At 35.4% G+C, this 16,776-nt stretch carries 9 protein-coding genes and 1 pseudogene; all 10 read right to left on the bottom strand.

The features are described from left to right. Positions 1 to 175 precede the first annotated feature (175 nt). A pseudogene (locus tag IEV72_RS04635) lies at positions 176 to 430 on the bottom strand (efflux RND transporter permease subunit); the annotation flags it as partial. Then, the gene (locus tag IEV72_RS04630) at positions 431 to 1,843 is read right to left on the bottom strand and encodes an efflux transporter outer membrane subunit (RefSeq protein WP_188457927.1); all 1,413 of its coding nucleotides are present in this window, start codon (positions 1,841 to 1,843) and stop codon (positions 431 to 433) included. After that, positions 1,833 to 5,000, bottom strand: coding sequence for an efflux RND transporter permease subunit (locus tag IEV72_RS04625; protein WP_188457926.1), 3,168 nt, complete (start codon positions 4,998 to 5,000; stop codon positions 1,833 to 1,835). Before IEV72_RS04625 ends, IEV72_RS04630 begins: the two co-directional genes overlap by 11 nt. A 2-nt stretch (positions 5,001 to 5,002) precedes the next feature. Then, positions 5,003 to 6,115 carry an efflux RND transporter periplasmic adaptor subunit gene (locus IEV72_RS04620; RefSeq protein ID WP_229731801.1) on the bottom strand — a complete coding sequence of 371 codons (1,113 nt, stop codon included), beginning with the start codon at positions 6,113 to 6,115 and terminating at the stop codon, positions 5,003 to 5,005. Between the two features lie 70 nt (positions 6,116 to 6,185). Next, a complete protein-coding gene (locus tag IEV72_RS04615) occupies positions 6,186 to 6,851 on the bottom strand; it encodes a hypothetical protein (protein WP_188457924.1) in 666 nt (221 codons plus the stop codon). A 446-nt stretch (positions 6,852 to 7,297) separates the two neighbouring features. Continuing rightward, positions 7,298 to 10,543 (bottom strand): efflux RND transporter permease subunit, encoded by a 3,246-nt coding sequence (locus IEV72_RS04610; RefSeq protein WP_188457923.1) that lies wholly within the window; start codon positions 10,541 to 10,543, stop codon positions 7,298 to 7,300. A 211-nt stretch (positions 10,544 to 10,754) separates the two neighbouring features. Beyond that, positions 10,755 to 11,825: an efflux RND transporter periplasmic adaptor subunit gene (locus tag IEV72_RS04605; RefSeq protein WP_188457922.1), complete on the bottom strand. Its 1,071-nt coding sequence runs from the start codon at positions 11,823 to 11,825 to the stop codon at positions 10,755 to 10,757. Between the two features lie 121 nt (positions 11,826 to 11,946). Beyond that, a complete protein-coding gene (locus IEV72_RS04600; protein ID WP_188457921.1) occupies positions 11,947 to 13,254 on the bottom strand; it encodes a TolC family protein in 1,308 nt (435 codons plus the stop codon). 133 nt (positions 13,255 to 13,387) lie between these two features. After that, positions 13,388 to 15,901 (bottom strand): TonB-dependent receptor plug domain-containing protein, encoded by a 2,514-nt coding sequence (locus tag IEV72_RS04595; protein ID WP_188457920.1) that lies wholly within the window; start codon positions 15,899 to 15,901, stop codon positions 13,388 to 13,390. Then, entirely contained in the window at positions 15,888 to 16,775 is an 888-nt protein-coding gene (locus tag IEV72_RS04590; protein WP_188457919.1) for a FecR family protein, read from the bottom strand. The genes IEV72_RS04595 and IEV72_RS04590 overlap by 14 nt, the downstream gene beginning before the upstream one ends. Position 16,776: the final 1 nt, after the last annotated feature.

The following is a 16,776-nucleotide window of genomic DNA, read 5'->3' as shown; positions in this document are numbered from 1 at the left end:
TTTATTTTATTTAGAAAATTAAAAATTTTCATCTGTAAATACTTATACCAACATAGGTTTTTATGAATAAGCAGTTAAAGAAATAAAGCCTAAAACAAAAGTTTCAGGCTCTAAATAGAAAAATATTAGCTTTAAAATTCTGAAGAATTAAATCTATACTTTTTTAATAGCTCGTTTAAGCATATTTCTTTTTCATTACCACATAATACACCAATGGAACTACCAATAAAGTTAAGAAGGTAGAAACAATGGTTCCGCCCATAAGCGATAGTGCTAATCCTTGAAAAATCGGATCAAATAAAATCGCCACCGCACCAATAACTACGGTTCCTGCAGTGAGCAAAATCGGAGTGGTCCGAACTGCTCCAGCTTCAATAATGGTTTGTTTGAATGGAATACCGTCATTTAGTCTTAATTCGGTTGTATTAATCTATAAATCCCATCCACCACCAAGTGCTAAATAAAAATTCACGTACGCATTGAGCAATTGTTGTCTGGTCTCCACATAATTAAGTTCTGACTCAAAAGCCTGACGCTGAGATTCTAAAAATTCAAGATAACTTGTCGCACCTTTGTCATAGCGTTCACCGGATAAATACTGTGCTTTGAGTGACGCATCTAATCGATCCTGTCTGGCTTTCAGTTGTTCTTTAAGGGTTGAGATTTCTACAAGAGCATCTTCAACGGAACGAAAGGCGTCTAAAACGGTTCTTTCGTAAGCTAATAAAGCTTGTCTGGTTTTACTCTCTTCAATACTTAACTGACGCCTAAGCTGACCAAAATTGAATAAAGGGCCTAAAATAGAACCTCCGACATTCCAAGCTAAAGGTCCGTCTGTAAGCATTGACAATTCATTGGAAACTCCACCAACCAATCCGGTTAAGCTGATATTTGGAAATAGATTCGCTTTAGCTGAACCTGCAAAGGCGTTTTGAGCAATTAGGTTTTGTTCGGCTGCCATCACATCTGGACGCCTTAACAATAAATCACTTGGCAGACCAGCTGGAATTGTGAATGTGGTATCTATTTCTAAAAGTTTGCTTTCGGTAACTATTCTGCCTGGGTTTGCGCCGGCCAATAAACTCAATCGATGTTCGGTTTGAGCGATGAATCTTTTCCATACTGGAACAGACTCGGCTGCCACAGCACGTTTGATTTGGGCTTGATTCACATCAATTTCAGCAACAATGCCTTTTTCAAATCGTTGTTCGATGATGTTGAGCACACTATCCCTAAGCGCTAAGTTTCTTTCTGAAATTTCTAATCGTTTTTTATAATCTAAAAGCAGAAAGTAATTAGTAGCTACTGAAGTTACTAAGCTGAGTTTTGTTGCTCGATAGGCTTCTTCACTTTGCATCAGTCTTGCTCTGGCCGCTTCATTAAGACGCCGAAACTTTCCCCAAAAATCAATTTCCCAATTGGCAAATGCTACAGCAGAAAATGTATTTTGCGTGCTTGGAAGCTGAACCCCTTGAAAATTACCCCTTGTAGCCCGACCTTCGACCCCAAAACTGGGAAGCATGGCAGAACGTTGAACAATGATACCATCTTGTGCCTGAACAACAGTTTCAGCAGCTATATTTAAATCCTGGTTATATTCAATTGATTTCTGTATTAAACTGTCCAGAACAGGATCTTGGAAAAGACTAAAGAAATCCAAATCAGAAATACTGTCTTTTGATAAATCCATAGGGTTAACAGTAAGTTCGTTTGGCACTTCAGCTTCTTCTTCGAAATAAAAACGATCTGGCACATCAACTTCGGCACCTTTATAGTTTTTTCCAGCTTTACAGCCTATTAAAACCGATAATATTAAAACGACTAATATCAATCTATTTTTCATGGCTATCGTTTTTAGGTTCAAGGCTTCGGTTTTTTTCGTAGCCTGCCAATTTTCCAATCAACACAAACAGCATAGGATACATCAATACACCAATAGCAGTAGCAACGCCCATGCCACCAAGCAGAGCTACACCCATAACTTTTCTTGCTTCGGCTCCAGCTCCACTTGCAAGTAAAAGTGGTAAAACACCTAATATAAAAGCAAAAGTTGTCATTAATATTGGTCTGAATCTTAATACTGCTGCTTCTACAGCCGCATCAAATAGGCTGAAGCCTTCATCAAATTTAATCTTGGCAAATTCAACAATAAGAATAGCGTTTTTCGCAGCCATGGCAATTAACATCACCAAAGAAATTTGAGCAAAGATATTGGTGAGGTAACTCTCGCTAAATAATCTGGCTATGTATAAAAATCCAAAAGCACCCATCAACGCAAATGGTGTTCCTAGTAAAATAGCCAGTGGCATGCTCCAACTTTCATATTGTGCAGCCAAAATCAAGAATACAAAAAACAAGGAGAATGCAAACACTATCGAAAGTTGACCGGAAGATTTCTTTTCTTGATAGCTCATTGCATTCCAGCTGTAGGTCATATCGGATGGTAAAACTTCGGTCGCCACTTCTTCTAAAGCATTGAGGGTTTCTGCAGAACTATAGCCAGAAGCCGGTTGTCCGGTAACTTCTGCTGCACGATATAAATTGAATCTGGTTGTATAATCCGGTCCTGAATCCGGCACCACATCAACAAACGTAGAAAGTGGCACGGAGACCCCATCTTTATTTTGAACAAAAAACAAATCAAGTCCTTTTTCACTTTGTCGATATTCGGGTTCAGCTTGAACATAAGCTTTGTATAAACGGCCATATTTTGTAAAATCGTTGACATAAGCCCCCCCAAGAAAAGCCGCAAAGGTGTTGTAAACATCACCTAAAGCCACGTCAGATTTTAATATCTTGTCTTTATTAAGAATCATACGTCTTTGTGGTACACTGGCTTGAAAAGTTGTAAATGCAGATGCCACTTCAGGACGTTTTTGGGCTTCTGCAATAAATTTATAAGTTTGTTCAGCTAAATATGCCGGGGTTTGACCGCCTTTATCCTGAATCATAATACTAAACCCTGAACCATTCCCAAGACCAGGAATTGCTGGTGGCCCAAATGCCACGGCTTGAGCTTCAATAATATTATTACGCAATAAGGTATTAGTTTGTGAAATGGCTTCATTTGCTGTTCGCTCACGCTCATCCCAATTGGCTAATTTCACAAAAACAAAGGCGTTGTTTGGTATCATGGCGCCGGATAATAAGCTATATCCTGTAACCGCAGTCACATACTCTATATCTTCTTCCTGCATGAGTAATTCTTCAATGTCTTTAACCACAACATCTGTTCTTTGAAGAGATGCAGCGTTAGGTAATTGAACATTAACAAAAAAGTAGCCTTGGTCTTCTTCGGGTAAAAATCCGCCAGGTACCATAGCGCCAAAAATACCCGCAGCAATAACACTAATAATAAGATAGACTACACCGCGTTTCATTTTGCCTGATATTGCAGCAGTTGCTTTTCCGTATTTCTGGGTACCACGATCAAACATGGTATTGAACTTCTTGAAAAAACGAGCTAAAGCGCCTTTAGACTCGGTAGGTTTTTTCATTAATAAGGCGCATAGAGCTGGACTTAAAGTCAAAGCATTAATCGATGAAAACACTACAGATACAGCAATGGTAATCGCAAATTGCTGATACAGACTTCCCGTAATACCAGCCATAGCGGCAACGGGCACAAACACAGCTATCATGACTAATGTGGTTGCTATAATTGGGCCTGTAACTTCTTTCATGGCTGCAGTTGTAGCAGCTTTTGGGTTCATGCCTTTTTCAATATTAACTTGTACGGCTTCTACCACAACAATAGCATCATCTACCACAATACCTATAGCAAGTACAAGGCCTAAGAGAGATAAAGAATTGACCGTAAAATCGAGCATTGGGAAAAACATAAATGTAGCGACCAATGATACCGGAATAGCTAAAGTAGGAATTAATGTGGCACGCCAATCTTGTATAAACAGGAATACGACAAAAATAACTAAAACTAAAGCAATAATAAGGGTTTCGATAATTTCATGGATACCGGCCATAATAGGTTCAGTAGAGTCTAAAGACACTTTGTAAGCAATATCTTCTGGAAAATTTTCAGCCATGTTATCCATGGTTGAAGTCACTTTTTCTGCTAATTCCACAGCGTTTGTTCCCGGGGATTGAAAAATAGCTATGGCCGCTGCATCCTTTCCGTTAGTTCGTGATAAGGCGTTATAGTTTTCTGTGCCTAAATTAATTTCAGCAATATCCTTTAATCGTAATTGGCTTCCATCAGGTAAGGTACGAATTACAATATCTTCAAATTCGCTTTCATCTACAAGTTGTTCAGGCAATCTCACCGTATATGTGAATTCTGTTCCTGGCGGTGCCGGCTCAGATCCAATTTGCCCACCTGGTGAGACAACATTTTGTTGACGAATGGCATTCATGATTTCAGGTATAGATACACCCAATTTCGCTAACCTGTCCGGTTTTACCCATATACGCATTGAGTAATTACTTGAGCCTAAAACCTGAACTCTACCTACACCTTTAATACGGGCCAATTCATCTTGGATGTTGATGATGGAATAATTACCCAAAAAGTCTTTATCGTAGGTTCCATTGGGAGAAGTTACTGATAGTAACATCAAGATACTACTCATCGATTTTTTTGTGGTTACTCCAATTCGCTTTACGGCTTCAGGGAGTTTAGGCGTGGCCGTGGCTACACTGTTTTGAGTAAATACCGTGTTCATGTCCGGGTCTGTACCCAGATCGAAAGTTATTTCAAGGCTCATGCTACCATCATTGGCGTTGGTAGATTTCATGTAGAGCATATTTTCTACCCCGTTGATTTGTTGTTCAAGTGGGGCGGCAACAGAATTTTCAACCGTTGTGGAGTTTGCTCCGGTGAAGAACGTACTTACTCGGACTATTGGAGGCGTAATATTAGGGTATTGTTCAACGGCTATTCCTAAAACAGAAACTCCACCGATTATAAGCATAAATATAGCGATGACAATAGCAACAATAGGGCGTCGTACAAAAAATATATCTTTTTGATTCTCTTCCATAATTAATCCGCTTTGTATTGCGATTTGAATTCTATGACCTCTGCATCTACAACACTTCCGCTTTTGGCACGTTGTAAGCCTTCATAAACTACCCTGTCATTTGGCGTTAAACCTTCATCAACGACAAAATAATCCTTGTAGGCTTGGCCAAGTTTTATTCCAACTTGTTCAGCTTCACCATTATCTTTAACACGCATCACAAAATAATTACCTTGGATTTCACTTACACAGCGTTGAGGCACAAGCAAAGCATTTGGTATGGATTTCACAGAAGCTCTAACACGCGCAAACTGACCAGGTCTCACCAAGCGATCTGGATTAGGAAAGATAGATTGAACTAAAATAGCACCTGTAATAGCATCGACCTCCCTATTGATGAAATTTATTTTCCCTTTATACTCAAATAAACTGCCATCAGATAGTATTAACTTCAAAGGTATATCAATGGTTTTATCATCTTCTGATTTATCACGTTTACTCCACGATATATAATCATTTTCAGTCACAAAAAATTCAACCCGTAAAGAATCTATGGTAGATACCGTATTTAAAATTACAGGGTTTGGCGCTCTACCAACAAACTCTCCTTCACCAGCCAACGATTTTCCTATAACACCATCTACAGGCGATTTAATACTTGCATAGTTCAATCTTATTTGTGCTAGTCGTAATTTGGCTTCAGCAGCTTCTACAACAGATTCAGAACTTTTTTTGGCAGCAACTGCTGCATCTAAGTCTTTTTGACTCACAGCGTTTATTTTAGCTAAGGGTTCGATTCTGTTTAAATCGCTTATAGCACGTTCTTTGTTGACTTTGCTTCGCGCTAAATCACTTTTTGCAGCATTTACAGACTCTAAAAGTTGATCGGGATCTACTACATATAATAAGTCGCCTTTTTTAACATAGCTTCCTTCTTGAAAAGCAATTTGTTCTAGAAATCCAGCTACACGAGCTCTGATAGGGATATCATTATACCCATATACTTGTCCTACAAAATCCTTTTCGAGGCTAATGTTATGTTCTCTTAAACTAACGACTTGGACTTTTGGGTTTGTAACACTAACAGCCTTAGGTTTATCTTTACAAGCGAATAAACCTATGACTAGAAAACTCAATAAAAATTTTTTCATATCAAAAATTGAATATTTAATAAACTCCTTTTAGATAAATCAAGAACAATAAATTTTATTTTAAAGAATTAAAGATTTTTTTAGCAAACACCTTTGCATCATTATCAATGTCTTGTGGATTTTCAATTTTTGAAGTAACAACTGCAATCAATTGATCATTTTCTTTCTGATTCAAGTTGTAAACCACGGTTTCTAAAACATAAGTTTTGTAAGAATAAGTTGTAGTGGTCGGTTCAACATAAGTTCCAAATGAAGTATATGAATAAGGATTAAAATAATAAGTATAAAAACCATTGTAATATGAAGGATAAAAAGGTACAGTTGCACCGGCGTAATAGCCTCCGTCGCTATAGGTTTTTGTAGTTTCTTCTAAATCCTTAATGACATTTAGTACAACACCATCGAAACCTTCGATTTTTAGAAACTCTTTAAAAGCCATTTTTTGTTCTTCAGTTAATTCCTTACCTATTTTTAAATTGGTTGGCAAAATTGAAAAACTACTCGTTGCATTTATTCCTTCTTTATTTAATTTTTCAGCAATTTCAGATTCAAAAGCTATCCGAGCTTGTTTATCTCCTGTACGTGCAATTACAAGTACGTTTTTATTGTTTTTAATCTGATTCGCATTTTCTGATTTCCATGATGCGATTACCTTAGTATTAGAGCACGCAGAAATAACCAAAAGCATGAGCACTGATATTATTTTAATGTGATTTTTCATTTTAACATATTTTTTTCAATATTACAAAAAAATCATAAATCTACATTATTGACATCTAACCTGTTGTAAACAATTATTACATATTTTGATTTATAAAATAAATCATCTTTCTCAGATAATAAAGTCTTTTGCAAGCTTTTTAATTTTGAACAAATTCAAATTTTACGTTTAAACATCAACTATTTAGTTTTTTAATTTTAACTTTTAATTATGAATTAATGAATTGTATGATTTATCCTTTTATTAAAAGTCAATTATTTGTATTTATTTTTGAATGGAATTATTAAACACGATTGGTTTAAAGGCTTAATTTTAAACAATATATTAACAAGCATAAATTTATCATTATCAATATTATTTTGGCTGTATAGCTATATATCTCATAAAATTGGTTTTATTAAAAAAAGATATCCCAGTAGGTTTTGTACAGTAAATAAAATGTATTCCTATGAAGCATATTTCTTCTTCATTACCACATAATACACCAATGGAACTACCAATAAAGTTAAGAAGGTAGAAACTATGGTTCCGCCCATAAGCGATAGTGCTAATCCTTGAAAAATCGGATCGAATAAAATGGCTACTGCACCAATAACTACGGTTCCAGCGGTGAGCAAAATCGGAGTGGTTCGAACTGCCCCAGCTTCAATAATGGCTTGTTTGAATGGAATGCCGTCATTTAATCTAATTTCAATAAAATCGATTAATAAAACGGAGTTTCGAACCATGATTCCCGCTAAAGCAATCATACCAATAAAGGATGTAGCCGTAAAAAAGGCATCAAAAATCCAGTGTGCTAAAATAATTCCCACAAGCGAAAGTGGTATGGCGATCATCATAACAATTGGTGAACGGAAGCTTTGAAACCAACCTACAATTAACATGTATATAATGAATATTACACCAATAAATGCGATGCCTAAATCGCGAAATACTTCTAAGGTAATTTGCCATTCGCCGTCCCACTTTACTTTGTAATCGTCGGTATCTACAGGGATTTCAGTGTACAATTCTTCAATAGAATATCCCTCGGGTAGGTGCATGTCTTTTAAATATTCTTCCATGCCGAGAATGGCGTAAACCGGACTTTCTAATTCTCCAGCCATTTCAGCAGTTACATATACTACTCTTCGTTTGTTTTTTCTAAAAATGCTTTTCTCTATGGGCTGTTCTACAACTTTTACCAAGTCGCCAATTTCAACTGGATTTCCTTTTGCTGAAATTACTTTCAATTTCAATAACTGGTCTAAGTCGGCTTTGTCTTCATTTTTGGTTTTGTATACAATTCCTACATTTTGGTTAGAATTTTCTCTGTAGGCTTGTGCTATCGCATGTTCACCAAGACTGAGTTGCATAGCATTGACTAACTGTGCAGGAACAATTCCTTCTAAACTAGCACGCTCACGATCAATTTCAAAATGCATTTCTTTTTGGTCGGCTTCAACTCGCCAATCAATATCTACTACATCCTGAGTTTCGCTTAAAATTTGCTTGATGTTTCTGGCAATGTTAATTTGCTCGTTATAGTCTGGACCATAAACTTCAGCAACAATGGTAGACAAAACTGGCGGTCCTGGCGGAACTTCTACAATTTTAATATTTGCACCATATTGATCGCCTATTCTCTGAACATCTGCTCTAAAGGATTTTGCAATATCATGACTCTGCTCGCTGCGGTCGTTTTTATGGGTAATGTTTACCTGTATATCGGCCATGCGTGGTTCATTACGTAAATCGTAATGTCTAACTAACCCATTAAACGTTATGGGAGAAGCTGTGCCTACATAGCTTTGGTAATCGACTACTTCAGGTCTGTTTTTTACATATTCAGCAATTTCTTGCGTTACTGCATTGGTACGTTCTAATGTTGTTCCTTCGGGTAAATCGATAACAATTTGAAATTCATTCTTATTATCAAACGGAAGCATTTTTACTAACACCGACTGATTTAAAAATAGTACAATTGATGCCAGTAACAATAAAGTAATTCCACCAATAAACCCCCAGCGCTTGGTTCTACTTTCTAGCATTGGGCGTTGAATTTTATTGTACAACTTATAGATTTTTGTTTGTTGCAAATCCTTGTCTTCTTCACCAGCCGAGTCATTTTCAATTTCTTCAAAATCATCATCTTCATCTTCACCTTCAACGGGTTGTTTTCCATCTGCTTTTAAGAAATAATAAGCTAAATAAGGAACAATGGTTAAAGCAATAAACAAAGATAAAATCATAGTAATGGAAGCACCAATAGGCATCGGACTCATATAAGGTCCCATTAAACCACTCACAAATGCCATAGGAAGCACAGAAGCAATTACAATAAAAGCAGCTAAAATGGTTGGATTCCCCACTTCATTAATCGCGTAAATGGCTGCTTTTCGAAGACTCATTTTTTTCATCTTAAAATGCCGGTGCATATTTTCAGTAATAATAATAGAATCGTCTACCACAATACCAGTAATGAAAATCAAAGCGAAAAGGGTAATTCGGTTTAAAGTATAATCGAATAAATAATAACTCAACATGGTTAATGCAAAAGTGATGGGTACCGAAATAAATACCACCAAACCACCACGCCAACCCATGGAAAGCATTACAACAAGCGTAACTGCAATAATTGCACTAAGTAAGTTGAACAATAAATCGGATACCTTATCGGATGCGGTTTCTCCATAATTTCGCGTAACTTCCATTTGTACATCTTCTGGAATAATGTATTTTTCCCAGCGTTCTTTTTGCTTTACAACTGCTTCTGCAACTTGCATGGCATCTGCTCCTTTTCGCTTAGCAACTGAAATGGTAACCGCTGAATAAGAAGATGGCATTTCCTTTTTTAATTCGGATGCAGCACCATAACCAAAACTCACATAATTTTTGGCTGTTTCTGGTCCTTCTGAGATGGAAGAAATCTGATGCAAATAAACAGGTTGTTGTTGATAAGTACCAACAATCAATTGCCTTAAATCTTCTGGTCTAGAAATGTAATTACCGGTTGAGATTTTTATTTCCTCATCACTTTTTTGAATGTTTCCACTCGAAGACTGAATATGATTAGCTTGAATCATTTCGGTTACCTTCAAAATATCTAAACCGTAGTTGGCCATTTCTTGGTGGTTCAATTCAATTTGAAGTTCTTTATTTCTCCCACCTATGTTTTTAGTGGTGGAAACATTTTCTACCTTTTCAATTTCAACAATTAATTCATTTGCCATTTGATGCAATTGGTAATCGTCGTAATTTTCACTAAAAAGTGTGATTCCCATTACGGGTACATCATCTATAGAACGTGTTTTGATGAGCGGTTGCGTAACTCCTTTGGGCATCATATCCATATACTTCATAATTTCGTTATGAAGCTTTACATACGAGCGCTCAATATCTTCGCCAACATAAAATTGAACAATCACCATCCCTTGTTCTTTCATAGAAGTAGAATACACATATTCTACACCTTGAATATTTGAAATGATTCGCTCTAAAGGTACAATTACTCTATTTTCAACTTCTTTTGGACTGGCTCCTGGGTAACCCACAAAAATATCGGCCATGGGCACATCAATTTGTGGTTCTTCTTCTCTGGGAATTAATAAAGTAGCATAAATTCCAACTCCCATAAAAACCACCATTAATAAAACTGTGATTTTTGAAGTTAAAAACGCATTGGCTAATTTTCCTGCTATACCGTTTTTCATTTTGTTTTATTTAGTCCCTAATCTCAAAGAGAAACTTTAATTTAGCCTTTTGAATTAGTGGAAATTTTATTAGTTTTTTTTATTCTTTTACTTCTAAAATGGTTTTCGATTTTTCCCCTTGATTGAAATGCCAATAGGCAAAGAGAGTAATCGTTTCAAACTTTACACCCATCTCCCGTCTTCCCTGAAGGGAAGAAGCTTATTGGCTTTTTTAAAAAGCAATTTTGATTCCATTATACAACTTAGATTTTCCTGAGCTAATTACTTGTTCGTCGGGAGATAATCCGCTTAAAATCTCTATGTTTTCATCGATAATGCTTCCTACTCTTACCCAGCGTAACAAAGCTGTGTTTTGCTGACTAACCACATACAATCCTTTTAATTCTCCTCTTCTAATGATACTGTTTTTCGGAACAAAAATCCCTTTGTGAAGTTGGTCTGTTTGTAAAGACAAGCTTGCATTCATTCCAGCGAATAAAGCTTCATTTTCTACTGAAGTAATGCTTGCTTTTACCTTGTATTGTCCTCCAGTTGAAGCAGAAGATGCGCTTACTTCAGTTATTACAGCAGCTAATTTTCTATTTGAATCATTTAAATGAACTACCGCTGAGTCACCTTGTTGAAAGTTAGCAATATTGCGTTCTGAAACTGAAACTTCTATTTCAAAACCCGCTTTTCCTTCCAATTGAAGCATAGCTTGTTGCGGATTGGCCAAATCGCCTTTTTGAACATTTTTTGCAGTAATTACTCCGCTAAAAGGCGCTTTAATTTGGTAATATTTCATCTCTGAATTTACTTCTTGTAACTGTTGAAGTGCCGTTTGTTTCTGCGCTTTTACCGATGCCAACTGGAGCTCTATATTTTCCAGTTCTTTTTCAGAAATACTTTGCTTTTCGTATAAGTTTTGATACCGTTCTACGTCGCGTTGTGTGTTGTTTAATTGTGCATTAACTTGTTGAATTTGTGCTTCAACTTGTGCTTTTTTAGCTTGCAAATCGGCATTATTTAGGCGAATAAGTAAATCTCCTTGCTGTACTTGGTCGCCTGTTTTCACATACACTTCTTCAACAAAACTAGATCCACGTGTACGAATGCTAGTAGATTTTGCTGCATTAATTTTTCCTTTAAAACTTAAGGTTTTAGCTACCTCCGTAGTAGGTTTTACAAGCTTGACATCAACACTTGGAGCTTCATTTGTTGTTTGCTCTTCTTTGCTTTCACAGCTTATTAGTAGGCCAAAAGCGAAGATTAGTATTCCGAAAGTGTAGGTTATTTTATTCATTTTAAATGGTATTAAGTACATAGTATTAATTATAAGGCAAATTATTTTTATTAATTTTTTAAGTGTTATTGCTTTCTGCTTAATTTCTTAACCGCTAAGACGCCAAGGGCGCAGAGCTACTTTAGTTAGCATTCCCTAAAAATTGAACTTGCAATTGAGCTAAGTTAAATTGAAAAATAGATTGATTATAAAGTAACTCTTGATTGGCCAATTGTACTTCTGCGTTGAGTAAATCGGTTGCTCTTTCTAGGCCTTCATCAAATCTGTTTTTTCTAATTTGAAATGCTTCTTGTGCTTGCTCTAATGAAAGTTGATTTCTATTCATTAAGTTTTCAGCTTCTTCAAGTTTACGTTTTGCTTTTTGCAGTTCAACTTCGGCTGAAGCTTTGTAGTCTTCTGCTTCTAATTTTGCTTGTTGAAATTGAGCTTTCATTTTTTGGTTTTTGGCAATTCGGCTTCCGCCTTCAAATAAATTCCAATTTAATGATGCCCCAACAAAAAAGTTATCTGCGCCTGTGCCAAAAAGTTTTTCATCAAAATACTGTATGTTTCCAAAGGCATTGAGTGTAGGTAAATACATCATCCCTGCAGACTGCTTCATTTTTTGGTAAGCTTCCACACTTAAATCCATAGCCAAAATATCCTTTCGCGCATCTAAGTTTTCAGTAACATCATTTAGCTTTAGGTTAACTTGCAGCTCGTTTTCAGGAGCTAACAAGCTTCCTTCATCATTCATCATGTAATACATATAATCTGAAATAGATTGCAGTTCATTTTTGGCTTTAGTCAGCGCATTTTCTACTTCATTTACACGAACTTTTGCACTTAATACATCCGATTTTACCAATAAGCCTTCCGCATAAAAATCTTCAATACTTTTTAAATTGGCTTCAGCAGTAAGTTTAGATTTTTCTACAACCAGAATGCTCTTATAGGCTAATTGTAGTTGCATATACAAGCGATCAGCTTGTAAAAACAAGGCGTCTTTTTTAAAGGCGTTTTGTTGTAATTGTGCATCCGCTCGATCTTTTAAAGCCGAACGCATTACCAATTTATCTAAATTGATTAAGGGTTGTTCTACTTGAAAAGTGGTTACAAAGTTGGAAACGGCTGAGGGATTATTCAGGTTATCAACTGCAAAATCATTTTCTGAAAAAACACCTTGATTCAACAAAGTTCCAAATGCCATTACCGGATTGTCAGTGCGATAAGCCGTGTGTGAAGCACTTAATTGCGGTAAAAATGCCGTATTGGTTTCCCGGTATTCTGCCTTCATTTGTAAATAGGCTTGTTCGTTTACCAATAAACTTCTATTGTTTTGTTCTATTTTGTTTTTGAATTCTTCTAAACTGATGCGTTGCTCTTGTTGTGCAAAGCCAATGCTCAGAAAAAAAACAAATACCAAAGTAAAATTCAATTTTTGTTTCATATCACATTAATTTATAGTGCAAAATTAAAGCGATAGAGTTGTTCTATTAGTAACCTAAGTTACGTTAGCGAAATTGTCTTACATAAAATTGATTTTGGTCAGGTTTAGTTTATGAAAAGTGATAGAAAGCTTTCTAAAAAATAAAACTTACAAACGCGTTTGGTGTAAAAGCTAAGTTTTGAAGTATACGATTTTCTACTTGAGTTGCATCTTCATTGAGTTGATAAAATTGGTTTAGTTCAGTGTTTAAGTTGAATACATTCATCAAGCTCAAACCAAACTGGAGTTGACTTTTTTGGAATTCAATTTGCTTTGAAGCACTTGCGTTAACTTGAAAATAAACCGGTAAATTATCTGTATTTGGTGACAAGAAATTTATGGATGGATTGATATCTGGATCTAAAATTGGGCTATTTTCATTTATTCCTGTAGTGGGTTTGCCTGTATGAAACCTACTACCTAAGGAAAGAGAATAGCCATTATTTTCAAAAGTAATTCCGCTTGCATTGCTTAGACTTAACTCAAAATTATTCGGAAATACGGAAGGTGTAAATGCTGAAAATTCATAATTGTTTTGGGTTAAGGCAAAGTTGCTCCACACGCGCCAATTTCTCCACTTTTTCTGTACTAAAGCTTCCCAGCCAAAAGCAGTGTAATCTCCTATGATATTTACGTTTTCCAATTGGTTTTGAAACCCTTGGCTACTGGAATTTAAACCCATAACTGTTTTGTAGTACAAGTTGGTTTGTAGCAACCAATTTTGCTGATTGAAATTCCAACCCACTTCAATTTGATGGCTTTTTGCCAATTGAAAATCATTATTGTTATTAAGCGTCCATCTTCTTTTTTCAATTCCAAAAAAATCTTCTTGTTGGTCGATAACTTGACTTAAACTTTGGTGCTTTATTTGCCCCAAAATAAATAATTTATGACCATTATTGAAACGGTAATTCAAATTTAGCCTGGGTTCAAAAACAGCTTCATTTATCCTTGAGTAGTAATTTGTTCTCAATCCTAAAGTAGCTTCAAAACTATTCAAGAAATAAAATTTGGTTTCAGCAAATGCCGAATGAATATGTAAAATTTTCTGGTCTACAATTTCAATATTAGGTTGATTTACAATATTGGAATTGCTTACGCCTATCTCTTGAAAATTATAACCCAATAGCAGGTTTCCATTTTCATTCAATTGAATTTTGTGTTGCAGTTGAAGCCCTAAATCTAAAACTTCATTTTCTTGATTTAAAATTTGAGAAGATGTAGGGGAAGCATCTTTTGCAAATAAATTGTAATAAGAAGCAGTTGTATTGATTTTGCTCTCCTGTTTTTCATTCCACTGGTGTTTCCAAGAAGCAACTGCCAATGCATTTTTTTGCTCTAAAAGGTTAGATGCAGTTCGCATTTCGTCGGTTGAAGTTTCATCAAAATTCAATTGATTTTCGAATGCCATGAAACCAAGTTTGAAATGATTTTTTTCATCGGGTTGGCATTGCATTTCAAATGATACATCTCTAAAAAAGAAACCTTGTTCTTGTATAAAAACTTCATTTGAAGCATTTTCGGTAACGGCTGTATTCTGAAAAACACGATCAGAAAAATTTTGATAGGTAATTGAATTCAAAAAATCGGTAAACGAATAGCGAGCAGATGCTTGAATTTGAAATCGGTTATTTATTTTTTGCTGGGTAGAAAAGCTTCCACTGAGTAAATTAGCATGCATTGTTGTTTGATGGTTTTCTTCAAAACTTGAAAATGTGTTGATGTTCATCACTGAAGAAACTCCTTCGCCATAGCGTGCAGAACTCCCGTTTTTATAGACCGAAACTTCATGCAACGAAAATGGATTCAAGGCAGAAATCATCCCAAAAAAATGACCTGTTTGGTACATTCTTGCTCCATTCCATAAAATTAAATTTTGGTCGTGCGTTCCACCTCGGGTGTTGATTTCTGAAATGCTCTCCGTGGGACTTAAAACACCTGGAACATATTGTAAACTATGGAAAACATCAGGATTAATCAATCCTGGTAGGCTTCCGAATTCCTTTGGGTTAATTTCAATGCCTTGGTCGTTTTGCAAACGAATTCCTTTGGCTAAATAATCCACAATGAATATTTCATCTAGCGTTTCATTTTGAATAACATACACCGTTTGACAGCGCTTACTTTTTGAAAACTGTGTAGGTGTATTTTCCAATTCGTAAGCAGAAGACCTCAATTGAATGTGATCAATTTGTTTTAAATTATTGACAAACACTTTTCCAACGGTGTTGGTTTTTGCTTCCACGTTTTGGTTGATGATCAATGCTAAATCAGAAACTTCCTTTTCATTTATCAAATTGATGAATTGAAAGCAAAAATCATAGGTATAAGAAGTTATATTGTAATACCCATCTTTGTATTCAGTGATGTTGGAGTAGGTATGTAATTCAATAAAATAGATAATTTCTTCTAAAGATGAGCTACTTTTCAATAAACTTTCAGGTACTTCAAAGGATTGTGCATCTTCTGGTAAATAATTAAAATTTACCTGAAACCGATTTTCGAGTTGCTTAAAAATTGCCTTGCCTTCAATAAGCTTTTGACTACTCGCAAATTGGCTAAGCGCAATAAAACAAAAAAGGAAAAGTATGTTTTTAGTTTTCTTCATCTTCAACAAAAATATATTTATTCTTGTTGACTTGCTCGATTTTAAATTGATAAGTTGATGAAATGATTTCAAAGTTTTCTTTTAAATCCTGAGTGCTTAGTTTTCCACTGAATTGTTTTTCTTTTGAAATTGTTGAAATATCGATTTCTATATTAAAATGCTTTTCTAATAATTTTACCACTTTTTTCAATTCAGCTGCATTTAATTGAACATGTGCATCTGTCCAAAAAGGCTGATTGTATGGTATAAACTCTTTTTTTAATTCATTTTTGTTTGAGATGAAAACAGATTCATTTGCTTCAAGAATTTCCTGATGTTGATTGGTAATTACTTTTACTTTTCCTTCAAAACAGCGAACACTGAATTGATTTTCTGTTGCATCTACTTCAAATTTAGTTCCTAAAACCTGTACTAAACCAAGTGGAGTTTCAACATTAAATGTACTGCCTTTTTCTACTTCAAAATAGGCTTTTCCATTCAAACTTACATCTCTGTTGAACCACCATGTTAAAGCGTTGTATTGCAATTGCGAATTTGCTGCAAGCTGAATTTTGGATTGGTCAGGTAATTCAATTTTTTGTGTTTGGCTTAGGGTTACCACTTCTTTGGCAGCAAAGAAAAGAGAAAACGATGCCACACCAACAAGTAAGGCTAGTGCTGCTGCAAATTTGTAAAAAACCTTGAAATTTGATTTTTGCTGTATATTCCTGAATTCAATTTGTTGAAAGGTTTTTTCTTCGTTTAGATTAGGAGCAGCTAAATCCTGACTAATTTTTTTGATTTTTTGGTAGGTGTCAAAGCCTTCCAAATCTTGCATTTCACGGTCAGGAATTTGGTTATCTAACCATTTTGCTAATTTGTAATTTTCTTCCATA

This window comes from Psychroflexus planctonicus, assembly GCF_014640195.1.
Lineage (GTDB): Bacteria > Bacteroidota > Bacteroidia > Flavobacteriales > Flavobacteriaceae > Psychroflexus > Psychroflexus planctonicus.
This window is presented reverse-complemented; position numbering and strand designations above follow the sequence as displayed.